This window comes from Pseudarthrobacter enclensis (assembly GCF_030811655.1).
GTDB lineage: Bacteria > Actinomycetota > Actinomycetes > Actinomycetales > Micrococcaceae > Arthrobacter > Arthrobacter enclensis_A.
Genome location: NZ_JAUSRE010000009.1, coordinates 22,775 through 46,354 on the forward strand (window position 1 = coordinate 22,775; position 23,580 = coordinate 46,354).

Genomic DNA, 23,580 nt, shown 5'->3' on the forward strand with positions numbered 1-23,580 from the left:
GTGCCGCGCCTTCGGCCCCACGCCTGTCAGCGGCACCCGGTTAGGGTGGACGGCATGACGTCCACCGGCACTCCACTGACCACCTGGCAGGACAGGGCGGACCACGCCGCACAGTCCGTAACCGCACTGTTCGGCCGGAAACTTGTGTTCCTGCCGGGAACACACCTGGGCGCCGTGCTGTGGCAAGGGAAACGTCCCCCTGGACAGGGTGCGCCTCCCGCAGGGCAGGATGCAGAAGCAGTGGCCCAGCTGCCGGGAAAGTGGCTCGCGGCGCTCCGGCGCGCCCGGCCCGCCGCCGGTTTGGTCCTGCCCTGGCACTACTGGTGGCAGGCGCACTACGTGGACTGCCTGGTGGACACCGGCTGGCGGGAGCTTGGCAGCGGAGCCACCCCCGCAGCCCGGTTCAACGGTCCGGACCGCCCCAGTGCCGGGCACCTTGCCTCCCGGCTGGTCACCGGAATCAGGCTGCGCAACGCCCTCACGTTCGTGAACAGCTACTACGACGACATGGCGTGGCTGGCGCTGGCAACCCTCCGGCTGGACAGGCTGGCAGAGGAGACGCGGCGCCCGGGGCGCCGCCGCAACGCTGCGGTCCGCGCATCCCTGGCGCTGCAGTTCGACGCCGCCTGCACCGACGATCTGGGCGGCGGCACGTTCTGGAACAAGAAACGGGACTTCAAGAACACCCCCGCCACGGCTCCGGTGGCCCTGTTTTATGCCCGCACCGGCCGGCGCGACCGGGCGCAGGCGCTCCTGGCCTGGCTGGACGCCACCCTCTTCGACCCGGAGCAGGGGCTGTACCTGGACGGTGCGCGCCTGAACCAGGCCGGCGACGTGGTGATCGAGCGGGCCCTGTACACCTACAACCAGGGACCCGTGCTGCGTGCGCTCCTCGAAGTAGGCGGGGAGGCGAACCTGGCCCGGGTAGTAGTGCTGGTGGACGCCGTGCAACGGCTGTTGACGGTGCACGCTGGAAGCGGAGCGCCGGGGACCATACTCCGCTGCGAGGGCACGGGCGACGGCGGCCTCTTCACCGGGATCCTGTGCCGCTACCTGGCACTCGCGGCAGCGGATACCAGGCTCCCGGAACGCACCCGGGCTTCTGCTGCACGCCTGGTGACGGACACGGCGGAGGCGTTCTGGTCCGGGCGCCGCCTGGTACTCAGCGGCGAAGCGGGCGCCCGGAAGGCGGGTAAAAGCATCTTCTCCATGCACGCGGCCCAGCCTGCGGCCATAACGTACCCACCGGGCGCATCGGTGGAACTCGCAACCCAACTCCAGGCGTGGATGACGCTGGAAGCGGCGGCGTCGGTAAGCGTCACATACCCTCGCGCCGGCACGCCCCCAACGCTTTAGCGGATGCCGGCGAGCGGCGTGATGGTCGCGCCCTTGAGCATGACCGGACCGTCCGCGGCCAGCCGCGCCTCCCGATGCCCGGCAGGCGGGAACACCAGGGAGGTCAGCGTGTGTCCGTCCACGAAGACCTCCACGGAGGACCGGTCCACGTACACGGTGAGGCGGACGGTGTCCCCGCCGGGCTGCACGTCCACGGAACGTGCCTGCCGGTAAGCCCCGTCCACCTTCGGCTCACCGCCAAGGGCCGCGCCGGTTGCTGCGGCGTCGCCGTCCCGGAGCACGAACGCCCGGCCGGACCTGAAGTCGTAGCCGACTGTTGCGTAGGTGGTACCCCCGCTCTGCAGGAGCAGCCGCGCCTCGCCGGTGCGATCGGCAGGCTTTTCGAGTTCGACGTCGGCCTTGAACGCACCGTTGTCCGGTACCGGCAATGCCCTCCCGCCAGACAGCCCGCCGCCCGGTACCTTGGACGATTCCCCTTCCAGCGACTGCAGCGCGGGGGTGGGCGTGGACTTCAGAGCGGGCCGCCCGCCGTCGGACGCCAGCCGGATGTCCCGCACCAGGGACGCCGCGCCGAACCAGCCCTCAGTGGGCAGCTGACGGGCGTAGGCCCAGTTGTTCATCCAGCCAATCGCATGCCGGGACGCCTTGCGCTGCCCGTCGGACAGCCGCGGGTCATCCCAGGTGACCGCCGCGTAGAAATCCGTGCCGCCGTCGAGCCACTGGTGGCCGCCGTCCGGCGTGAAGGCCTTGCCGTCAAAGCTGCCGGTCCAGTACGCCAGGCCAGTGGTGCGGCCCTCGGCCGAGCCGTTGGCGCTGGCGGCCAGGACCCAGGTGCGCTTGGCGGGGTCGCCGTCGACGTCCATCTGGAAGAAGTCGGGGCACTCCAGGGTGCCCAGCCCGTCCTGCTGAAACCCGGAAACGTAGGACCACTGTTTTAGGTCCCTGGACGTGTAGAAGCCGATCTTGTGCTCCTCGGCCAGCAGCATCAGCCACTGGTTGTTTGCCTCATCCCGCACGATGCGGGGGTCCCGCCAGTCCCTGGCACCGGGATTCTCCATCACGGGGTTCTGTCCGTAGCTTTGGAAGCTGTAGCCGTTGTCGGTGGAGTAGAACAGGGACTGGCGCTGGACGCCGTCGTGCTGCTGGGTGAGGACCGCGATGACGGCTCCCTTGCCGAACCCGGCGGTGCCCTCCGCGTCCACCACGGCGGACCCGGTCTCGACGTCGCCCAGGCCGTTGCGGAACTTGGGAATGGCCACACCCTCGTTCTTCCAGTGCACCAGGTCCGTGCTGGTGGCGTGGAACCACTCGGTGCCGTTCCCCTCCGGGTAATCGGCGTTGTAGAGGTAGTAGTAGTGCCAGACTCCGTCCAGGAAGAACGGCCGCTGGGGATCGTTCATCCAGCGCCCGTCCGGTGTGAGATGGTAGGCGGGCCGATAGCCCGGGCCATCAGGCGACGGCGCGTCAGCGGTCGACGGCGTGGTGGCCCGGGCACCGGCCTCCGCGGTGCCCTGTGCCGGGCCGGCCGGGCCGTCGCCCTGCCGGAGGTTGCCCGCCAGCACCAGCGAGACCGCCACCGCCAGCACGGCCAGGGCAGCCGCCACCCAGAGGAAGGGGCGGCGCGGCAGTGCGGCAGTCAGGGTATCGGGAAAGCGTGGAGGCATGGCGGCGTCAATCCGTTGCTGAACGCACAAGTGCCGTCCCCCGAGGTCGGGGAACGGCACCAGCGCAAGTGAACCGTCAATTCTACCCGCCCGGCCCGCGGCTCCCAACCCGGCACGTCATGGAGCAGTTTCCTGGTCCAGGCCTGCGGGGCGCCTCTTTTGCGGATACGGCGTTTCCCCTCGCGCCAGCATCGCCACGAACTCCCGTATCCGCCGCTCCCGGGTTGCCGGCTGCTTCGCCGAATTGGTGCGGTAGACAAGGGAGAACAGGTTGGTCTTGGTGAGGACATCGAACGTCGCCTGCGCCGCGGGGTCCGCAGCGACCGCCGCCGCCAGGTCTGCCGGGACCTCCACGTCCGCCTGGCCCCCGTAGGCTGCGTCCCAGCGCCCATTGGCCTTTGCTGCCTCCACTGCCGCCCTGCCGGCGCCGGTCATTTTCCCTTCCGCTTCCAGCCGGGCAATGTGTCCCACGTTCCTGGCGGACCAAATGCTCCTGGGGCGCCGTGGCGTCATGCGCACGAACATCGTTTCCCCGTCCCGGCGCCGGCCCTGGCCGTCAATCCAGCCAAAGCACAGTGCCTCGTCCACGGCTGCCTGGTAGTCAAGGCCGGTCACCGTTCCGCCCTTTTTGGAGAGGACAAGCCAGACGCCGGGACGAGTAGCAGCGTTCTTTTCCAGCCAGGCTCGCCAGGCAGCGGCATCAGGCACCAGCAGTTCCTCGAGTTCAACGGCCATGGCCCAATTCTGCCCGGACGATCACGGGCCACAAGCCCCATGTGCGTTGAGGCTCCAGGTGGCATCATGGCCCTACAGACCGCCGTCCCTCCACACCAAGGACAACGCCATGCTCCGAGTCCGTCCCGTCCATTTCACGTCCCGCACCGGGGCCTGGAAGCAGCTCCTCACCGCGCTGGGGATGGTCCAGACAGAGGACGACGGCGGGTGGCAGGTTTTCGACTCGGCGTCAGGCCGCCTTGCGCTGCATGGCGCGGAGGCGGGTTCGGCGCAGGACGGCCGGACGGTGTTTGGCGTGGAGGTGGGCGACGTGGCCGAGTTCGCCCGCCGCACCAACCTGTCGGCGCTTGAAGAGGGCTCCCGGGAGGAGCCACAGGAGGATGGGCCTCGGCCGGCCGAGCTGGTCAGCGCGGACCACGGCGACGCCTGCCGGATCAGCGCGCCGGACGGCTTCAGCTTCCTGGCTGACAAGGCCTCCCACACTGCGCAGTGTGCCGACGCCGATCCCGCCCTGGCCGTCGTCGCGGTCTGGTACACCCCGGACCCCGAGGGGGCCGTCCGCACCCTGCTGCATGTCGGCGCCCGGCCCCGCCCCGTCCCGGACAATGACGAAACGGCCGACTTCACGGCCAAGAACGGCGGCGTCCTCCTGGTCCGGTCGGCGTCCGGACCATCGCGGTCCGGCTTGGGGTTTGAGTACGACGGCGGCCTGGAACCGTTGCAGGAGCGCCTCACCGCTGCCGGGTTCCCAGCCAGCGTGACCGAGGAGGCTTTTGGCAGCACCCTCCACGTGGCCAATCCGGACGCCGGCAGCCCCAACGCGCCCGCCACGGTGTGGATCTCCCAGCGGCGCCCCATGGGGTAGAACTTAAGCATGAACGTGCGCACACCTGACCCGAATCCCGGCTGGCTCTCCGAAGAAGACCTCTTTGAGGCGCGGGGGCGGCTGCCAATGGTGTACGTGGAGGCCGTTCCGGTCCGGCTGGACCCGCTGGGGTACGTCAATGAAGTGGGCACGCTGCTGCAGGCGGACGCGGATGGAACCATGGTTCGCTCCCTGGTGTCCGGCCGCGTCATCTACCGCGAAACCATCCGCGCCGCCCTCCTCCGGCACATGGAAAAGGACTTGGGCCCCCTGGCGTTCCCGCAACTCCCCCTCAGCCCCGTCCCGTTCACGGTTGCCGAATACTTCCCCGCCCCGTCCCAGACCGGCTTCACCGACGAGCGGCAACACGCCGTGTCCCTGGCCTACGTCATCCCAGTGACGGGCGAGTGCGAGCCCCGCCAGGACGCCCTGGAACTGACGTGGATGACCCCGGAGGAAGTCCTCAGCCCGGGCGTCCAGATGGAGTTTTCCGGCGGCCGCGGCGGGCTCATCCGGCAGGCCCTGGCATTCGCGGGGGTGGGCTTCTAACCACCCCGCCGGGACGTGGGGGTCCCCGGTTTTGGGTGCCCGCCTTTGTAGACTGTAGGGCGGACCGCAAGAGAACTTAAGGACTCCCATGACCGAATCACCAGCCGCCAGGCACCACCGTGAACAGCAGGCTGGATCTCTGACCACCGGCAGCCACATCCTCCTCCCCGACGGCCGGCGCACCGCCGAAATCGACCAGGTGGAGCTTGAGCACGACGACTTCGGCTCCCCTGCACTGGTGCTGGCCAGCCTCTCCGGCGGCGGAACCCTGAGGGTCGCCATCGGCACCATGGTCACCGTCGTGGACGGAACGCACGACGACGTCACGCAGCTTCCGTTGCCGGCCGCCCTTCCGGAGGCCACACCACCTGTGGAAGCCGGTGCACCCGGCGGTGGCCTGCAGGAGCAGCCCGGCGTCGGAACCGGTCCCGTCGTGGTGACACCCGCCGTCGTCGTACCTCCCCTGCCCCCGGTACCGCCCGCGGTGAGCGGGCCCAGCGAAGAGGAACTCGCGCTCATCCCGGTGTCGGACGGCACCCCCGAATCCGTCGTGGAAGCGGCCGCTGAGGCGCACGCGGATGCCGAGGGCGTCCTGCTCCTGGCCGACCGGCTGTCCAAGGGCGTCAATTTCAAGTCCGGAAGCTGCCTGAAGGACCTCAGCGACCTCGCCCACGAACTGTTCGTCACGCTCAAGGACGCCGAGGGCGCGCTGTCCGTGGCAGACCTGATCACTGTGCTGCCCTACGACGGAAACCCGGGCCGGTGGAGCTCCATTGAAGCAGCACTGGCGTTGGCCAGCTACATTTGCCGGCAGGACGGCCAGGACGAACGCGCCGGGGTCTACGAGAAACTGATCCGCACCCCGGAAAACCAGGAAACGGATCCGTTCAAGGCGAGGATGGCGGCCAAGGTGCGGCAGCGCTCGCTGAACGAACCCAACCTGTATGACAAGGAAATCTTCCGCTCCATCGACAACTCCAACCATGACGCCGAGCGTGAATGGCGGCTGCTGCGGCTGGAATCCCTGCTCTTCCTGCGGGCCCATGGCGGCTCGGAAACCATTGGGATGTCGGAGCTGGAGCGGCGCATCAGCAACGAACTGGAGGCCGTCCGTTCCTGACCCCGGGATGATCTTTGGGGCGGGGAAATGACCCCTACCCGGGCCCCCGTCCGGGGCGTACATTCGGGGCTATGACGAACAATCTCAGCGTAGTGATCAACGCCGACGCTCCGCAGGTCTGGACCATGCTGCGTGAGCCGTCCAAGGTGGCGCAGTGGCACGGATGGCAGGCCGAGGACCTGGAATCAGAGATCAAGGAGATCTACTTTTCCAGCGACGTGGAGGAATCCGCGGACCACACCAGCCTGACCGTCCACGGCGGGGACACCTTTGACCTGCATCCGGTGGCCGGCGGGACACAGGTCAGCGTGACCCGCGGAGCCGTGGACCACGACTCCGAGTGGGCCGCGTGGGACGAGGACATCACCCAGGGCTGGCTGACCTTCCTGCAGCAGCTCCGCTTCGCCCTGGAACGGCACCCGCACGGCAAGCGGCACACCCTGTTCCTGCACCTGACCGAGGGCGAAGGCTCCGCGATCGAGAAGCTGGGCCTCGCCGATCTTCCTGCCCCCGGCGAGCCGTACCAGGTGACCCTGGATACCGGCGAGGAGATCAGCGGCAAGGTCTGGTATCGGACGAGCCACCAGGTGGGACTTACGGTGCACAACTATGCGGAGCACGGCGAAGGACTGCTGGTGGTGGCCGACCACCCGGCCATCAAGGATGTGCGCGCCGAGGGTGAAGGGTCGCTAGTCATTGCGTCCACCTACGACCTGGGCGCCGGCGCCTTCGAGGCCATCCGGTCCGCCTGGGATTCATGGCGGTCCGGGAACTATCCGTCCTCGGAACCGGCAAGCTGAACGCCGCCTGCTGGTTTGTTAGGGCCGCCTGGATTGCTGGCAGACTTGTACGGTGCCAGCCAACCCTGCCTTCGCCCTGCCTGAAACCCGGTCCCAGTTTTCCTTCACGGTAGGCACGCGCCTGGCAGACTCATGCCCGCCCACGGACGCCCGGCTGGCCGACAACGGCGGGGAGTTCCTGGGCCGCACCGGCACCATCGCCACCCCGCACGGTGAGATCCAGACTCCGGCATTCATCGCCGTCGGAACCAAAGCCACAGTCAAGGCCGTGCTCCCGGAGTCCATGGCGGACCTGGGCGCCCAGGCGCTGCTGGCCAACGCGTACCACCTGTACCTGCAGCCCGGCCCGGACATCCTGGACGAAGCCGGCGGCCTGGGAGCCTTCATGAACTGGCCCGGTCCCACGTTCACGGACTCCGGCGGATTCCAGGTGATGAGCCTGGGCTCCGGGTTCAAGAAGGTCATCGACATGAAGTCCGTGGACGCGTCCGGACCGGATGACGCCGTGGCCCCCGGCAAGGAGCGGCTGGCGCACATCGATGACGACGGCGTTTGGTTCAAGTCCCACCTGAACGGGGACCGGCACCGGTTCTCCCCCGAGATATCCATGCAGGTCCAGCACCGGATCGGCGCCGACATAATGTTCGCGTTCGACGAGCTGACCACGCTGCAAAATTCCCGCCGGTACCAGGAGGAATCGCTGGAACGCACCCGGTTGTGGGCGGAGCGGTGCATCGAGGAGCACTTCCGCCTGACTGAATCGCGGGCCGGGAAGCCCTACCAGGCGTTGTTCGGCGTGATCCAGGGCGCCCAATACGAGGACCTGCGCCGGAAGGCCTGCCGCGATTTGGCCGCCATGCCGTTCGACGGGTTCGGCATTGGCGGGGCGCTGGAGAAGGAGAACCTGGGCACTATCGTCCGCTGGTGCAACGAAGAGTTGCCGGAGGACAAGCCGCGCCACCTGCTGGGCATTTCCGAGCCGGACGACATCTTCACTGCCATCGAAAACGGCGCTGATACGTTCGATTGTGTCTCCCCCACCCGGGTTGCCCGCAACTCGGCCTTCTACACCCCGTACGGCCGGTTCAACCTCTCGGGTGCCAAGTACAAGCGCGATTTCGGTCCGCTGCAGGAAGGCTGCGACTGCTACGCCTGCGCCAACTATTCCAGGGCGTACATCCACCACCTCTATAAGGCCAAGGAGATGGTCTCCGCCACCCTGATCTCCATCCACAACGAGCGGTTCGTGGTGAAGATGGTGGACGACGCACGGTTGGCCATCGAGTCGGGGACGTTCTTCGACTTCAAGGCCGATACCTTGGGCCGTTACTACTCCTGACGGGACGTCCAGCGGGGTCCGGTAGGGTGTCCCCATGTCCCTCGAGATCCCTGCCGCAGACGGCACCGCAGAAGCCCTTGTAGCCCGCCCGTCCACCGGAACCGGCCCTTTTCCCGGCGTCATCCTCTACATGGACGCGTTCGGCCTGCGCCCCCGCATCCAGGAGATGGCGCAGCGCATCGCCGACTGGGGTTACGTGGTGCTGGCACCGAACGTTTTCTACCGTGAAGGCAAGGCGGCCGAGCTGGCCCCTCCCGTCGACATGTCCACCCAGGAAGGCCGGGAAGCCGCGGGCAAGGCCGCCTTCCCGCGCGTTGGCCGCCTGACCTCTGACAAGGCGCTGCCGGACATTGACGCCTGGGTTTCCGCGCTGCGGGGGCTCGACGACGTGGCGCCGGGTCCCATCGGCACCACCGGTTACTGCATGGGCGCCCGGCTCGCCGTCCGCACTGCCACCTCCCACCCCGACGTGGTGGCAGCCTGCGGCGGCTTCCACGCCGGCGGCCTTGTCACGGACGATCCGGACAGCCCGCACCTGGGCCTTGCTAATGCGAAGGCGCGGTTCGTCTTCGGCCACGCCGACCACGACCCCAGCATGGCCCCCGCCGCCGTCGCCCGCCTTGGCGAAACGCTCAAGGACGCGGGGCTCGAGGCATCCAACGAAATCTACACAGGCGCCCCCCACGGCTACACCATGGCGGACACGTCGGCCTTCCACCCTGAGGCCACCGAGCGGCATTTCCAGGAGCTGCGGGCGTTGCTGGACGGCGAGCTGAAGGGCTAAGCCGGCGCCCGCCGTCGAACTCGCCAGCCCAACGCCCCATCACTTTCAGCACCAAAAACCGGAACGCGCCTGCACTGACTGCAGACGCGTTCCAGTTTTATGGGCGGGATCTGATGGCGCGTGTGGAGGGCCTAGCGCCGGGGGATGTTGCGCAGGTTGCTCCGCGCCATGCTCACGGCCTCGCCTGCGCCGCGGTTGAGGACCACCTTGGACATGGCGGTGGCGAACCCGATGACCTGGGAGCCGGAAATCTTCGGCGGAATGGACAGGGCCTTGGGATCGGTGATGAGCTCTACCAGGGACGGGCCGGGGTGCGCGAACGCCTCCCGGTACGCCGACTCGATCTGCGTTGGATCCGTGACCCGGACGGCGTGGAAACCCAGGGCCTTGGCAACCTGGGCGTAGTTGGCGTCGGGCACGTCCACGCCGAAGTCGGGCAGCCCGTCCACCAGCATCTCGAGCTTGACCATGCCCAGGGTGGAGTTGTTGAACACCACCACATTGAGCGGCAGCTTATAGGCGGCCGCGGTGATGAGCTCGCCCAGCAGCATGGACAGGCCGCCGTCGCCGGACACCGAGATGACCTGGCGGCCGGGGTAGGCCAGCTGCGCGCCGATGGCGTGCGGGAGGGCGTTGGCCATGGAACCGTGCAGGAAGGACCCGATCAGCCGCCGGGTGCCCAGCGGGTTGATGTAGCGCGCGGTCCAGACGTTGCACATGCCGGTATCCGCGGTGAAGATTGCGTCCTCGGCAGCCACCTGGTCCAGCAGCGACGCCGCATACTCGGGGTGGATGGGCTGCTTCTTTTCCACTTTTCGCGTGTAGGCGCCCACGGCCTTGTTCATGAGCCGGTCGTGCTTCTTCAGCATCTGGTCCAGGAACCGCCGGCTCTTCTTGGCCTTCACCAGCGGCAGCAGGGCCCGCAGCGTGGGCAGCACGTCGCCGTGGACGGAAACATCGACGTCGGTCCGCCGGCCCAGGCGCTCCGGCGCCCGGTCCACCTGTGCTGTGCGGGTGTCCGGGAGGAATTGGTCGTAGGGGAAGTCGGTACCCAGGAGGATCAGCAGGTCGGCGTCCTCGATGCCCTCCGCCGCGGCACCGTAGCCCAGCAGGCCGGTCATGCCGATATCAAACGGGTTGTCGTACTGGACAAAGTCCTTGCCCCGCAGCGAGTGCCCCACCGGGGCCTTGGCCAGCTCGGCCAGCGCCATCAGTTCACTGTGGGCCCCCTCAACGCCCGCGCCGGCGAAAATGGCGACCTTGCCGGCGTCGTTAATGGCATCTGCGAGCGCCTGGACGCTGGCCGGGTCCGGGACCAGGCTCGCGCGCCGGAAGGTGGCGGGCAGGGGCGTGGGCGCCGTGGCCTCCAGACCGGCGATGTCGCCGGGAAGGGTCACGACGGCGACTCCCCCGAGCCCCAGCGCGTGCTGGATGGCGCTGTGCATCACGCGCGGAGCCTGCTCGGCGGTGCTGACGAGCTCCGAATAAACCGAGCATTCATTGAAGAGCCGGTCCGGGTGGGTTTCCTGGAAGAAGGTGCTGCCAATTTGCTTGCTGGGAATGTGTGAGGCGATGGCCAGCACTGGTGCTCCGGAACGGTTGGCGTCATACAGCCCGTTGATCAGGTGCAGGTTGCCGGGCCCGCAGGATCCGGCGCAGACCGCGAGTTTGCCGGTGAGCTGGGCTTCGGCAGCCGCGGCAAAGGCGGCGGCTTCCTCGTGGCGGACGTGCACCCAGTCGATGCCGCCCTTCGCGGAGCCTCCAGTCTGGCGGACGGCGTCCACGATCGGGTTGAGGCTGTCGCCCACAATCCCGTAGATCCGCTGCACGCCGGCAGCCTGGAGTTGTTCGATGAGCTGGGTGGCAAGTTCCTTGGCCATGGGTGCAGACTCCCGCGATTGTGGTGGTGCGCTGACATGGCCCAATATAGTCCGCTAGTTCAGGGCAGCCTCAGGTGCGGGCTTCGCGTCAGCCGCGAGGGCTTCAGCGAGCAGCGTTGCGGTCCGCACAATGAACGCACGACGGCGGGTGGTGCGGTCCGCGCTGCTGCCGGCCAGGAGGGTGTCGATCTGGGGCAGCACGGGCCAGCCGTCACAGAGGGTGATAACGGTGATCAGCAGGTCCGCGGCGTCTGTCCGGTCGATCCCGGGCAGGACCTCCAGGACCTGCCCCACCTTGATGGCGCAATGGTCGGAGCGAGTGGCCCGGCTGACGGTGTCCCCGCCCCGCTCCAGGCCCTCCCAGAACAGGAGCCTGGGCAGGACGCCGTCGGTGGTGTGCCGGTCGAAGAGCCGGCCGGCGTACTCCCCGAACGCCACCGGTCCACTGCCGGTAATGGGCACCTCGGTCATCACGCGGACCATTTCGGCGGCCAGGACGGCGTCGAAGAGCTCATCCTTCTTGCCGAAGTACTGGTAGATGCGTTCCTTGTTCACCCCTGCCGCGGCTGCGATCCGGTCCACGCGGGCGCCGGCCAGGCCCTTGGCGCTGAACTCCTCGGTGGCAGCGGCCAGCAGCAGCTCCCTGGTGCGCTCCGTGTTCCATGCCATGACGTAAGTCTACGCAATTCCAACCAGGTAGTTGCAATTGCAAAGACCTCCGCCTACTCTCGATGCAAGCAAAAGCAACTAACTAGTTGGAGTTTTCATGGACACGGTTTCACAGCCTGCAGCCCCCGCAATCGCCCAGCCGGCCGCATCAGCCCTATCGGAGCGGGCAGCGCTGCCCGCTCCGCCGTCAATCCACGTCCGGGCCGCCATCACGTGGCTGGCGATTTTTCCGCTTGTCGCCATCGGCATGATCGCCTCCGCTCCTTTGACGGAAAACTGGCACCCCGTTTTCCGCGCCATGGGGCTGACCATGGTGGTGGTTCCCACGGCGGTGTACCTGGTGCTCCCGCGGTTGTTCGCCATCTACGGTTTCCTGGCTGTCAGGCGGAGCACCCGCCGCTAGAGACACTCCCGCAGCACAAAAAGGGGCGTACGACGGCGGCCTGGCAGCCGCCGTCGTACGCCCTCCTTTGGGAAACAGGCGCCGGGGGCGCGGTCCGGATTAGACGCCCAGCGCGTCCTTGTCCTTGCCGTCGGCCTGCGGCGCCTGGGACCATGCGTGGCCCTGCTCGGCGTCGAGGTGCGTGGCCTTCTTGTTCTTCAGGGCGAAGATGTAGACCACCAGCGAGATGACAATGGAGATGGTCACGTAGGTGAAGAAGAGGTCCTCCCGCTCCGCCTTCTGGAACGCGGCGCCGATCAGCGGAACCGTGCCGCCGAAGAGCGAATTGGCGATCGCATAGCCCAGGCCGACGCCGAGCGCGCGGATGGAGGCGGGGAAGAGTTCAGCCTTCACCAGGGCGTTGATGGAGGTGTAGCCGCCCACGATCAGGAGTCCGCCCATCATCAGCAGGAACGCGGTGAACGGGTCCTTAGTGCCGGCAAGCGTGGAAAGCAGGGGCCAGGTGAAGAGCACGCCGGTAACGCCGAACCAGATCAGCAGCGGCTTGCGGCCCACCTTGTCCGAGATGATGCCGTAGACGGGCTGCAGCAGCATGAAGATGAACAGCGCCCAGAAGTTGATCACGGAGGTGTCCGTCTTGGCGATGCCGGAGGTATCGTTCATGAACTTCAGGATGAAGTTGGTGTAGGTGTAGAACGCCACGGTGCCGCCCAGGGTGATGCCGATGCAGACCAGCAGCGGCTTCCAGTAGCTGGTGAACAGCAGCTTCATGGTGCCCGGTTGGGCGTGGCCGCCAACGGCGGGAGTCCTGGCGGCCTCAATCTGCTCGGCGGAGACGGTTTCCTCCATGGAGCGGCGCAGCCACAGCACCACCAGGGCGGCCACGCCACCGATCGCGAACGGGATGCGCCAGCCCCACTCGCCCAGGTCGCCCTTGGGCATCACGTTCTGCAGGACCACCAAAACCAGCAGGGCCAGCATCTGGCCGCCGATCAGGGTGACGTATTGGAAGCTGGAGAAGAAGCCGCGGCGCTTGCTGGTGGCGGCCTCGGACATGTAGGTGGCGCTGGTTCCGTACTCGCCGCCCACCGAGAAGCCCTGGATCACACGGATGATCACCAGCAGGATCATGGCCCAGAGACCGATGACATCCTGCGTCGGCAGCACGGCAATGGCGAAGGAACCGGCGGACATCATGGTCACGCTCAGCGTCAGGGCAGCCTTGCGGCCCTTGCGGTCCGCGTAGCGGCCGAAGAACCAGGCACCGATGGGCCGCATGAGGAACGAGGTGGAGAAGACAGCCATTGCCTCAAGGCCCGCCTGAAGGTCGTCCTTGGAGTTGAAGAAGTGCGCCTGGAAATAGGCGGCGAAGACGGTGTAGACGTAGAGGTCGTACCACTCCACAAGGTTGCCGGCCGAACCCTTCAGGATGTTGCCCACGGCCCGCCGGGTCTGGGCGGCCTCCGGGAAGGGCGCGGTTTGTTGGGTGCTCATCGGTGAGTTCCTCCTTGTGGTGACAGCGGCCTCCAACGCCGGAGGGCCTCAACCACGGTATGGGTGATCCACCGCACAACCAACGGGGCGGGCCATTTCTTAACACTTCCTTAGGAAATGCCCCCGGGCGCCGGGCGCTCCCGCTTCCGGACCACCGCCGTCGGGCAAAAGCTCCCTGCAGGCGGTAGTCTCCAAAGGCGGGGGATGAACCGGGCACCACAGGAAACGCGGCAGGGAAGATGGCAATGGACGTGCTGATCGTCGAGGACGACGATGCCATGGCCGGTGCCCTGACGGCCGCCGTCGAAAGCGCCGGGCACCACCCGAAGCGCCTCTCCCGGGGCGCTGACGCCCTGCTCTCCCACCGCAACTTCCAGGTGGTCCTCCTGGACCTGGGGCTGCCGGACATGGATGGGCTGGAGGTGCTGCGCAAGCTCCGCCAGGTCACGGACGTCCCCATCCTGATCCTGACCGCGCGCGACGACGAACGCAGCGTGGTGCTCGGGCTCCGCTCCGGCGCGGACGACTACCTCGTCAAGCCGGTGAAGCTGGTGGAGCTGCTGGCCCGGATCGAAGCGGTGACGCGGCGGGCCCGGCGCATGGGCGGCGTTCTGCACGGGGACACCATCGAGCTGGGCGACCTTGCCATTGACCTGAACCGGCGCACTGCTTCCAGGGCAGGCGCGCCACTCCCCCTGACCGCCACGGAATTTGAACTCCTTGCGCTCCTGGCGCGCCACGCAGGCTCGGTGGTTACCCGCGAGCAGATACTGGATGCCCTGTGGGGCGACGCCTTCCTGGCATCATCGCGGTCCCTGGACGTCCATCTGACGGGCTTGCGGGCAAAGCTGCAGAAGCCGGGTTTCATCATCAACGTCCGTGGGGTGGGCTACCGGGTGGAGGCGGCTTCCGCATGAGGCTGCGGGTGCTGGGCGTCCTCAGCGTGCTCTGCCTGGTGGTGGTCTTCCTGATCTCCGGAACCATCCTGGGTTCCGCGTCCCGCGAGCTGACCCAGGAACTCCAGATCAACCGGGCGGCCTCCCTGAACCGGCTGGCCCAGGTGGCCTTTGACGCCAACGGGGACGGGGACACGGCCCGGCTGCAACGGGAGATGGATACCTATTCGGGTCTCTACGGAGAGGGCATCGTGGTCCGGGTGCAGCAGCAGACCCTGGCGTCCGGCGGCCTGGACGTGAACCGGGGGGACGTGCAGAACGCATTGTCCCTCGCCAGGCTGAACGTCAGCGGCACATCCCTGGAGCCCGTGGAGCCCGTTGGGTCTGGTTCCCGCGTCATCTTCCGGCCGTTCGGCAGCGCCAGCCAGGTCCTGGGCGCCGTGGTGCTGGACGTCCACGCCGACGCAGCACAGCAGAAGCTCCGTGAACGCTGGCTCGCCGTGGGTCTCGCCGCCCTTGCCTTGGCCGCGTTCCTGCTGGTGGGAGCCGCACGGGTCACCGGATGGGTCCTGCGCCCCGTCCTGCGGCTGGATTCGGCCGTGCACGAACTGGAGAAGAGCGGGCGAACGGAACGCCTCCCCGAACAGGGGCCCCCGGAACTGCGGCAACTGAGCCGCTCCTTCACCGCGATGGCGGCCACCGTGAGCGCCAGCATGGCGGCGCAGCGGCAGCTGATTGCGGACACCTCGCACCAGCTGCGGAACCCTGTGGCGGCACTCCGGCTCCGGCTGGACCTGCTCCAGCTGGAGCTGAAGACCGCCCGCGAGCACGATGCCGCCGAACGGGCCATGGCGGAGCTGGACCGGGTGGAGGAGATCCTGGACGGAGTGCTGAAGCTCGCGGCGGCCGAGCACCGGGCGTCCGAGGGGTACCTGCGGGCGGCCGGAAGTCCCGGTGACCTTTCGCCTGCGGAACCGGTGGACCCCTTCCCCATCCTTGAGGGGGAGATTGAACGGGCAGCACCATTGGCGGAACAGGCCGGCTGCCGGCTGGTCCTGGCCGCGCCGCCGCAGCCGCCTGTGCTGGTGCCCTGCCACCCGGCGGAGCTGGCCCAGATGGCCGGTGAACTCCTCAACAACGCCATCAAGTACGCACCCGGGGCCACTGTTAGCGCAGCGGTGCGGCCGGAGGCAGGGGCGGTGGTTGTGGACATTTACGACGACGGCCCAGGGCTTTCCGCATCAGAGCGCGCCTCGGCTGCCACCAGGTTCTGGCGGTCCCCACGGCATTCCGCGGTTCCGGGGACGGGACTGGGCATGACGATCGTGGGTGAACTTGCGGCGGCCAACGGGGGCTGTCTGGTGCTGGCCGAAGCAGTCCCGCACGGGCTGTCCGCCCGGATCGAGTTCCCGGCGCCTGATAACCGGATGACTCCGGGTGCAGCCCAAGGGGGTGCCCGTGCCTGAATCACCTGCCCCGGGCGGTCCTGCCGCGCAGCCGCCGCGGCGCTCCGTGCTCAAGTCAGCGTTCGCCGTCGGGCTCGCCGCCTGCCTGCCGCCCGCCCTCGCCGCCTGCACGGGTAGTGACCGGCCGGAAAATCTTGTCGTGGCGGGTGGGGAGCCGGGCGGCTTCTACCTTGAATTCTCCACGCTCCTGGCGGCGGCCCTGGAACGGCACGGCGTGGCGCACCATGCCGGCGCCGTGGCCACCGGCGGAAGCCTGGACAACCTCGCGGAATTGAGGTCCGGGCAGGCCGCCTTTGCCGTAGCCCTGGCCGACGCTGCAGTCCAGCCGGATGCGGGCACAGCGGAAATTGCCGCCATCGGGAAGGTCTACGAAAACTACGTCCACTGCGTGGTGCGGAAGGACAGCGGCATCCGGGACATCACCGGGCTTGCGGGCCGCCGGGTGGCCGTGGGACAGCCCGGCTCGGGCACGTCCCTGACCACGCCCCGGCTCCTGGAAGCCGCCGGGCTTGGCACCTCAGCGGATGCCGCTGCACCATCCGCCGGAACTGCCGGCGTCGAAAACCTGGGCCTGAACGACGGCATCGCAGCCCTCAGGGCCGGGACCGTGGATGCCCTGTTCTGGTCCGGCGGTGTTCCCACCGCCGCCATCGCGGCCGCCCAGCAGGACGTGGAGCTGGGACTCCTGGACCTGGCGGGCCTGCTGCCGGAACTGCGGCGGCGTTACGGCGGAATGTATGACCGGGTCCTGATTCCGGAGGGCAGCTATCCCGGCGTGCCCGCGGTGTGGACGGTGGGGGCTCCCAACCTGCTCCTGTGCCGCCGGGATTTGGACAACGCCACTGTGGAGCGGACTGTCCAGCTGCTGGTGCACAACGCCGGCGAACTCATTCCGCAGTCCAGCCTGGGCGTCCAGTTCCTTAGCGCGGAGAGCCTCATCAACACTGCCGGAGTCCCCCTGCACCCGGCGGCCGCCGACGCCTACCGGGACCTCCACGGCTGACCCAGCGCGCCCTCACCTCTTCCAACGCCCCATCACCTCCCGCAGGAAACCACCCAACGCCCCGCCACCTTTCGCGGCATCAACCCAAACGCCCCATCAGCTCCTGCAGCAAACCACCCAACGCCCCATCACTTTCCGTACGAAAGTGATGGGGCGTTTGGGAAGAAACGGCAGGATCTGATGGGGCGTTTGGGAAGAAACGGCAGGATCTGATGGGGCGTTTGGGAAGAAACGGCAGGATCTGATGGGGCGTTGCAGTCAGCTCCCGGAGTGGGCCTGCAGGAAGCTGTACACCTCGGTCTCGTCCACGCCCGGGAAAGCTCCCGGCGGCATCGCGGCGAGCAGGTGCGAGTGCGCGCGCGCCGAGGGCCAGGCGTTGCCGGCCCACTGGTTGGTCAACTCGGCGGGCGGCCGCTTGCAGCAGGTGGGATCGGGGCAGTTGGAGGTGGCCCGCGCGCTGGTCTCCCGCCCGCGGAACCACTTCACATGCTGGTATGGCACGCCAATGCTCAGGGAGAACTCCCCGCTGGCGGACCGCTCGGTCCGTGCAGTGCACCAGTACGTGCCCGACGACGTATCCGTGTACTGGCTGTAGGCGCTGAACTTGTCCGGCACGTCGAACACGGCCCGGGACGTCCACGCCTTGCACGACGGCTGGCCCTCGATGGCGCCGGTGTGGTCCTGCGGGAAGTTCACGCCGTCGTTCTCATAGGCCTTGTAGATGATGCCGCTCTGGTGCGTCTTCTGGAAATGCGTGGTGACGCCCAGGTGCTTGGTGGCCAGGTTGGTGAAACGGTGCGCCGCGGTCTCATAGGAGACGGCGAATGCGTCGCGGATGTCCTCCACGGCGATTTCCTTGGCCGCTTTGGCTTTTTGCAGAAATTCCACCGTGGCCTGCTCGGGCAGGAGCAGGGCGGCTGCGAAATAGTTGGTGGCCACCCGCTGGGCCAGGAAGTCGCCGTAGTTCTTGGGCGTCTCGTGGCCCAGGACATAGTGTCCCAGGGCCTGCAGCAGGACTGAGCGGGGGTCGTGGTCCTGCCGCTGGCTCTGGGTCAGGTAAATTTTGCGGTTCTTCAAATCCGTCACGGACCGGGTGGAGTGCGGCAAATCCCCCACGTGGTGCAGGGTGAAACCGAGGTGCGCAGCGATGTCCGCGATGACGTGCTGGCTCAGCGGACCGGTGGTGTAGCCCACCTCCTTGAGGACTTTCTGCGCTTCTGCCTCGTACTCCGGGAAATAGTTCCCGCGCTCCCGCATCATGGCCCGCAGCTCACCATTGGCGCGGCGGGCTTCCTCCGGGGTGGCCACCTGCTCGTTCATCTTCCGTTCGAGCTCATGCAGCAGCCCCACCTGGGCCTCCAGGACATCCAGCGGAAGCCGCGAACTGATGCGGATTTTAGGCAGGTTCAGCGACTCGTACAGCGGCCCGCGCTGGTACCGTTCCAGCTCAATTTCCAGTGCAGCGCGGCGGCTGGGCGGCTCGGCCCCGAGCAACTGGTCGATGCTGACATTCAGTGCACCCGCCAGATGCTGCAGCAGTGTCAGTTTGGGCTCGCGCTTGCCGTTCTCGATCAGGCTGAGCTGGCTGGGAGCGGTCCCGACGGCGGCGCTCAGGTCATCGAGCGTGAGACCGGCTTGCTTGCGCAGATGGCGCACGCGGCGGCCCAGCGCGAAGACGTCGAGTTCGGGGGCGGCGGCGGTGGACGGTTGCTGGGAAACGTCCCTGTTCCAGCTTGAAGGCGACATTTCTGAAGAATACGTGAAGAATCGCATTTCTTTCCATAATTTTCATCTAGAAAGGGGGTTGAAAGTGCTGAAAAGTAGTGGTCACGGAAAGAAACACCGCACCGGATAAGCCGGTGGGAGCCTCAACGGCGCGGTTCCCACCTACTCCATCCGGAGCTCAATCAAGGAGATCAACGATGACTGCAGCATTTGAGCCCACCCAGCAGACGCCCGAAGAGCAGGCCGCCGCCCTGGAGCTCGAGTGGGCCGCCAACCCCCGCTGGGAAGGTGTGACCCGGGACTACTCAGCCTCCGACGTCGTCCGCCTCCGCGGCCGCGTCTCCGAAGAGCACACCCTGGCCCGGCGCGGATCGGAAAAGCTGTGGAAGCAGCTTACCGAGGAGCACAAGACCGGCGGCTACACCAACGCCCTGGGCGCCCTGACCGGCAACCAGGCCGTCCAGCAGGTCAAGGCCGGACTCCGTGCCATCTACCTCTCGGGCTGGCAGGTTGCCGCGGACGCCAACAACTCCGGCCACACCTACCCGGACCAGTCGCTCTACCCCGCCAATTCGGTCCCCACGGTGGTGCGGCGGATCAACAACGCCCTGCTTCGCGCCGACCAGATCGAATTCTCCGAAGGCATCCAGTCCGTCGAGGACTGGCTGGTGCCGATCGTTGCCGACGCCGAAGCCGGCTTCGGCGGCCCGCTGAACGCCTACGAACTCATGAAGTCCATGATCCAGGCCGGCGCCTCCGGTGTTCACTGGGAGGACCAGCTCGCCTCGGAGAAGAAGTGCGGCCACCTGGGCGGCAAGGTGCTGATTCCCACCCAGCAGCACGTCCGCACCCTGAACGCCGCCCGCCTCGCGGCCGACGTCGCCGGCACCCCCACCGTCGTCATCGCCCGCACCGACGCCGAGGCCGCCACCCTCATCACCTCGGACGTGGACGAGCGCGACCAGGAATTCATCACCGGCGAGCGCACCCCGGAGGGCTTCTACAAGGTCCGCAACGGGATCGAGCCCTGCATCGCCCGCGCAAAGGCCTATGCCCCGTACTCCGACCTCATCTGGATGGAAACGGGCACCCCTGACCTGGAGCTGGCCCGCAAGTTCGCTGAGTCGGTCAAGGCCGAGTTCCCGGACCAGATGCTTTCCTACAACTGCTCGCCGTCCTTCAACTGGCGCAAGCACCTGGACGACGGCACCATCGCCAAGTTCCAGCGTGAACTCGGCGCCATGGGCTTCACGTTCCAGTTCATCACCCTGGCCGGTTTCCACGCCCTGAACTACTCGATGTTCGACCTCGCCCACGGTTACGCCCGTGAAGGCATGAGCGCCTACGTCGAACTCCAGGAAAAGGAATTCGCCTCCGAGTCCCGCGGCTACACCGCAACCAAACACCAGCGCGAAGTCGGCACCGGCTACTTCGACACCATCTCCACGGCGCTCAACCCGAACGCCTCCACCCTGGCCTTGGTGGGATCCACCGAAGAGGGCCAGTTCCACTAATCCCCAGCCGCCCCCTCCACTCGCAAGCTCGCGAGGGAACCCGGCGGCCGTGGCCCCTACTTACGACGGCGGTGCTTCCGTCCGGCCTTCGGAGCGGCAATGCTCTGCCTGCTATCCCCATGCCCGCCCCATGACCTCGTAGAACTCGGTCGGGGGCGGGCACAGGGCCCCTTTACGCAGGCTGTCGCATCACCGCTCCTTCGGCCTTGTGCCTGAGTCACCGCGGTGCCGCCTACCGCCGTCGAACTTCCCTTTCGTCTTTAAGGAGACTGAGATGAACAGCTTCACCGACACCTTCACGATCAATGGCATTACCCTGACCGCTCAACCGATTTGCCGGCAGGACGAGGTGCTCACGCCCGATGCCCTGTCTTTTATTGCGAAGCTGCACCGGGCCACTGCCGAGCGGAGGCAGGAGCTGCTGCAGGCGCGGCGTGCCCGGCGGGCCGATATTGCTGCCGGCGCCGACCCCCGGTTCCTGCGGGAGACCGAGCACATCCGCAACGATCCGTCCTGGCGTGTCGCTCCCCCGGCCCCCGGTCTGGAGGACCGACGCGTGGAAATCACGGGGCCGGTGGACAAGAAGATGACCATCAACGCCCTGAACTCGGGAGCGAAAGTATGGCTCGCCGACATGGAGGACTCCTCCACCCCCACGTGGCGGAACGTCATCAAGGGCCAGCTGAACCTCACCGACGCGCTGGAACGCCGGATCGACTTCACCACCGAAGAAGGCAAGGAATACAAGCTGAAGGCGGACGGCGACCTGCCCACCATCGTGGTCCGGCCCCGTGGCTGGCACCTGCCGGAAAAGCACATGCTTATCGACGGCCAGCCCATCGCCGGCGGCATTGTGGACTTCGGGCTGTTCTTCTTCCACAACGCCCGCCGCCTGCTCGCCCAGGGCAAGGGACCGTACTTTTACCTGCCCAAGATCGAGAACCACCTCGAAGCCCGGCTGTGGAACGACATCTTCATCCTGGCCCAGGACCTGCTCGGCATCCCCCAGGGCACCATCCGCGCCACCGTGCTGATCGAAACCATCACTGCAGCGTTCGAAATGGAGGAGATCCTCTACGAGCTGCGCGACCACGCCGCAGGCCTGAACGCCGGCCGATGGGACTACATCTTCTCCCTGATCAAGAACTTCCGCACCCGCGGCCCGCGCTTCGTCCTCCCGGACCGCGGCCAGGTAACCATGACCCAGCCCTTCATGCGGGCCTACACCGAACAGCTGGTCCGCGCCTGCCACAAGCGCGGCGCCATGGCCATCGGCGGCATGGCCGCGGCCGTACCCAACCGCAAGGACCCCGAAGCCAACGCCAACGCCCTCGAGAAGGTGCGCGCTGACAAGACCCGCGAGGCCAACGACGGCTTCGACGGCTCCTGGGTGGCCCACCCCGACCTGGTGCCCGTGTGCCGCGAGGTATTCGACGGCGCCCTGGGCAGCAAGCCCAACCAGCTGGACCGGCTCCGCGAAGACGTCACCCCGGACGACCGCGCCCTGATCGACGTTGCCGCCACCACCGGTACCATCACCGAGCAGGGCATCCGGAACAACATCGAGGTAGGCATCCGCTACATCGAGTCCTGGCTGCGCGGCAACGGGGCGGTGGCCATCCACAACCTCATGGAGGACGCCGCCACCGCGGAAATCTCGCGGTCACAGCTATGGCAGTGGATCTACGCCCGCGCCATCACCGACCACGGCGAGATCGTCAGCCACGAGTGGGTGGAGGAACTCTTGGACGAGGAATTCGCCCGGCTGGAACGCTTCGACGGCGACCGGTTCGAGGACGCCCGGGACATCTTCGAGGAGGTCACGCTGGCCACCGAGTTCCCGTCCTTCCTCACCCTGCCCGCCTACGCCCGTTACCTGACGGAGGCCCGTGAAAAGGCCACCGTTGAGGAGCTGGCCGCGGCCTAGCAGGAGTCACAACTTCCGTTTGCCGGGCCGGCACGCCCTTCGCAACAGGCCCCCCGAAATCCGGGGCGCCGGCCCGGCGACGGAGCGCTACCCCGGACGCCCGCTCACTTTCCCTTGAAAGTGAGCGGGCGTCGTCGTATTCGTTGCAGAACGTGAGCGGGGTTCAGGGGAACGTTCGACGGCGGACGCCGCCTTAGCGGCCCTTCGGCACCTTGCGCACGGAGAGGGTGGTGCTGGCGAAGAAGGTCAGCACCGACACCAGGATGACCAGCAGGGCGGGTGTCCACGACTCCGAGCTGTCGTGGACGAAGCCCACCAGCGGCGGGGCCACCGCGGCGAGGCAGTAGCCAAGGCCCTGGACGGTGGCGGACATCCGGCCGGCCGAGGCCTGGTCCCGGGCCAGCTTGATGATGGCGATGAAGATCAGGGTGATGCCGCCGCCCTGGGCGATGCCACCGGAAGTGGACCACAGCCACCACAGCTGCGGCAGGAAAAGCAGCCCCACCGGAACGGCAAGCCACAACGTTCCCAAGGTGACCGCCACCGCCGTCGTACTCATGTACTTGGCGGCAAAGGGCACACCGAGCCCGCCCACGATGGCCAGGATCTGGAAGATCGAGGACGCGGCGCCGGCTTGGGCGGCGTTCATTCCCAGCTCATCGTGCAGGTAGCTGGGCAGCCACGCCGTGACGCCGTAGTAGGAGAAGGCCTGGCCGCCGAAACCAGCCGTGAGCCCGAACGTGGTCCAGCCGGAACCAGCCGCCCTGGCCAGGGGCGGGTCGCCGCCGTCCTCCCCCTCGGCAAGGAATGCCGTCCTGGGCCCTACCGCCAGGACCCAGACCGCCACGGCGGCAACCGCAAGGACGGCGACGGCGGCCAGGGCCAGCCGCCACCCCGTCACGGCCGCCAGCGGGGCCATGATCACCGAGGTCAGGAAGGACCCGATGTTCAGCGCAGCGGTGTAGATTCCCATTGCCGTCCCCTGCCTGCGGGGAGCAAAGTCGCGGCGGATGATCAACGGCACCGCGATATTGCCAATGGTGATGGCCACCCCGATCACCACCGTGCCGGCCACCACCAGCGCCGGTCCTCCCGCGGAGCGCACCACCACCCCTGCCAGAACGCCCACGATGGTGAGCGTCACGGCGAACTCGGCACCGAACTTACGGGCGGCCAGGGAGGCAAGCGGCGCCGCCAGCGAAAAGCAGAGCACCGGGATGCTCGTCAACAGGCCCAGCATGACCGGCGAAAAGTGCAGTTCCGCCTGCATCAGGCCCACCAGGGGCGCGACGGCAACGAAGGGGCCGCGGAGGTTCAGAGCCAGCAGGCCGATGCAGGCCAGCAGGACCCAGCTTTTCGGCATACGGGAAAGGACGCGGCCGCTCACTGGG

At 67.5% G+C, this 23,580-nt stretch carries 20 protein-coding genes; 13 read left to right on the top strand and 7 right to left on the bottom strand.

Going from position 1 to position 23,580, the window contains the following annotated elements; all coding sequences use genetic code 11:
- Window positions 1-54 precede the first annotated feature (54 nt).
- A complete protein-coding gene (locus J2X98_RS10085) occupies window positions 55-1,356 on the top strand; it encodes a glycoside hydrolase family 76 protein (protein ID WP_307307421.1) in 1,302 nt (433 codons plus the stop codon).
- Here J2X98_RS10085 and J2X98_RS10090 read toward each other — a convergent pair.
- Entirely contained in the window at window positions 1,353-3,020 is a 1,668-nt protein-coding gene (locus J2X98_RS10090; protein ID WP_307307424.1) for a glycoside hydrolase family 32 protein, read from the bottom strand. The two genes, J2X98_RS10085 and J2X98_RS10090, sit on opposite strands and share 4 nt — an antisense overlap.
- A gap of 117 nt (window positions 3,021-3,137) precedes the next feature.
- Window positions 3,138-3,755, bottom strand: a complete 618-nt coding sequence (locus tag J2X98_RS10095; RefSeq protein ID WP_307307427.1) for a YdeI/OmpD-associated family protein — start codon at window positions 3,753-3,755, stop codon at window positions 3,138-3,140.
- Between the two features lie 109 nt (window positions 3,756-3,864).
- Between J2X98_RS10095 and J2X98_RS10100 the strand changes: the two genes are divergently transcribed.
- The 6 genes from J2X98_RS10100 to J2X98_RS10125 all read left to right on the top strand — a co-directional run bounded on the left by J2X98_RS10100 (window position 3,865) and on the right by J2X98_RS10125 (window position 9,212).
- Window positions 3,865-4,620 carry a VOC family protein gene (locus tag J2X98_RS10100; protein WP_307307429.1) on the top strand — a complete coding sequence of 252 codons (756 nt, stop codon included), beginning with the start codon at window positions 3,865-3,867 and terminating at the stop codon, window positions 4,618-4,620.
- Window positions 4,621-4,629: 9 nt separating this feature from the next.
- Complete coding sequence (locus tag J2X98_RS10105) at window positions 4,630-5,169, top strand: NUDIX hydrolase family protein (RefSeq protein ID WP_141158190.1); 540 nt, start codon at window positions 4,630-4,632, stop codon at window positions 5,167-5,169.
- Between the two features lie 88 nt (window positions 5,170-5,257).
- A complete protein-coding gene (locus tag J2X98_RS10110; protein WP_307307437.1) occupies window positions 5,258-6,289 on the top strand; it encodes a DUF6707 family protein in 1,032 nt (343 codons plus the stop codon).
- Window positions 6,290-6,360: 71 nt separating this feature from the next.
- Window positions 6,361-7,089: an SRPBCC domain-containing protein gene (locus J2X98_RS10115; RefSeq protein WP_141943875.1), complete on the top strand. Its 729-nt coding sequence runs from the start codon at window positions 6,361-6,363 to the stop codon at window positions 7,087-7,089.
- A 52-nt stretch (window positions 7,090-7,141) separates the two neighbouring features.
- Complete coding sequence (tgt, locus tag J2X98_RS10120; RefSeq protein WP_307307440.1) at window positions 7,142-8,428, top strand: tRNA guanosine(34) transglycosylase Tgt; 1,287 nt, start codon at window positions 7,142-7,144, stop codon at window positions 8,426-8,428.
- A 34-nt stretch (window positions 8,429-8,462) separates the two neighbouring features.
- On the top strand, window positions 8,463-9,212 hold the full coding sequence (locus tag J2X98_RS10125) for a dienelactone hydrolase family protein (protein WP_307307444.1): 750 nt from the start codon (window positions 8,463-8,465) through the stop codon (window positions 9,210-9,212).
- Between the two features lie 131 nt (window positions 9,213-9,343).
- On the opposite strand, the gene J2X98_RS10130 is transcribed toward J2X98_RS10125, so the two are convergent.
- Window positions 9,344-11,092, bottom strand: a complete 1,749-nt coding sequence (locus J2X98_RS10130; RefSeq protein ID WP_307307447.1) for a pyruvate dehydrogenase — start codon at window positions 11,090-11,092, stop codon at window positions 9,344-9,346.
- Window positions 11,093-11,146: 54 nt separating this feature from the next.
- Complete coding sequence (locus tag J2X98_RS10135; RefSeq protein WP_307307450.1) at window positions 11,147-11,761, bottom strand: TetR/AcrR family transcriptional regulator; 615 nt, start codon at window positions 11,759-11,761, stop codon at window positions 11,147-11,149.
- A 97-nt stretch (window positions 11,762-11,858) separates the two neighbouring features.
- On the opposite strand from J2X98_RS10135, the gene J2X98_RS10140 reads away from it, so the two are divergent.
- The gene (locus J2X98_RS10140; RefSeq protein ID WP_307307453.1) at window positions 11,859-12,164 is read left to right on the top strand and encodes a hypothetical protein; all 306 of its coding nucleotides are present in this window, start codon (window positions 11,859-11,861) and stop codon (window positions 12,162-12,164) included.
- 99 nt (window positions 12,165-12,263) lie between these two features.
- Here the strand turns inward: J2X98_RS10140 and J2X98_RS10145 are convergent, their stop codons facing one another.
- Window positions 12,264-13,658, bottom strand: coding sequence for an MFS transporter (locus tag J2X98_RS10145; RefSeq protein ID WP_307307454.1), 1,395 nt, complete (start codon window positions 13,656-13,658; stop codon window positions 12,264-12,266).
- Between the two features lie 245 nt (window positions 13,659-13,903).
- Between J2X98_RS10145 and J2X98_RS10150 the strand changes: the two genes are divergently transcribed.
- Genes J2X98_RS10150 through J2X98_RS10160 form a run of 3 tightly spaced genes read left to right on the top strand, consistent with a single transcriptional unit; the run spans window position 13,904 to window position 17,023 of the window.
- Window positions 13,904-14,575 carry a response regulator transcription factor gene (locus tag J2X98_RS10150; protein ID WP_307307456.1) on the top strand — a complete coding sequence of 224 codons (672 nt, stop codon included), beginning with the start codon at window positions 13,904-13,906 and terminating at the stop codon, window positions 14,573-14,575.
- Entirely contained in the window at window positions 14,572-16,020 is a 1,449-nt protein-coding gene (locus tag J2X98_RS10155; RefSeq protein ID WP_307307459.1) for a sensor histidine kinase, read from the top strand. The genes J2X98_RS10150 and J2X98_RS10155 overlap by 4 nt, the downstream gene beginning before the upstream one ends.
- On the top strand, window positions 16,007-17,023 hold the full coding sequence (locus J2X98_RS10160) for a TAXI family TRAP transporter solute-binding subunit (protein WP_141943891.1): 1,017 nt from the start codon (window positions 16,007-16,009) through the stop codon (window positions 17,021-17,023). The genes J2X98_RS10155 and J2X98_RS10160 overlap by 14 nt, the downstream gene beginning before the upstream one ends.
- A gap of 258 nt (window positions 17,024-17,281) precedes the next feature.
- Here the strand turns inward: J2X98_RS10160 and J2X98_RS10165 are convergent, their stop codons facing one another.
- Window positions 17,282-18,796, bottom strand: a complete 1,515-nt coding sequence (locus J2X98_RS10165; protein WP_307307465.1) for a helix-turn-helix transcriptional regulator — start codon at window positions 18,794-18,796, stop codon at window positions 17,282-17,284.
- A 149-nt stretch (window positions 18,797-18,945) separates the two neighbouring features.
- Here J2X98_RS10165 and aceA point away from each other — a divergent pair, with 149 nt between their 5' ends.
- Both aceA and aceB read left to right on the top strand, forming a co-directional pair.
- Window positions 18,946-20,262 (top strand): isocitrate lyase, encoded by a 1,317-nt coding sequence (aceA, locus tag J2X98_RS10170; protein ID WP_307307468.1) that lies wholly within the window; start codon window positions 18,946-18,948, stop codon window positions 20,260-20,262.
- A gap of 274 nt (window positions 20,263-20,536) precedes the next feature.
- Window positions 20,537-22,189: a malate synthase A gene (aceB, locus tag J2X98_RS10175; RefSeq protein WP_307307471.1), complete on the top strand. Its 1,653-nt coding sequence runs from the start codon at window positions 20,537-20,539 to the stop codon at window positions 22,187-22,189.
- Window positions 22,190-22,382: 193 nt separating this feature from the next.
- Here aceB and J2X98_RS10180 read toward each other — a convergent pair whose 3' ends face one another.
- Entirely contained in the window at window positions 22,383-23,552 is a 1,170-nt protein-coding gene (locus J2X98_RS10180; protein WP_307307473.1) for an MFS transporter, read from the bottom strand.
- Window positions 23,553-23,580 lie beyond the last annotated feature (28 nt).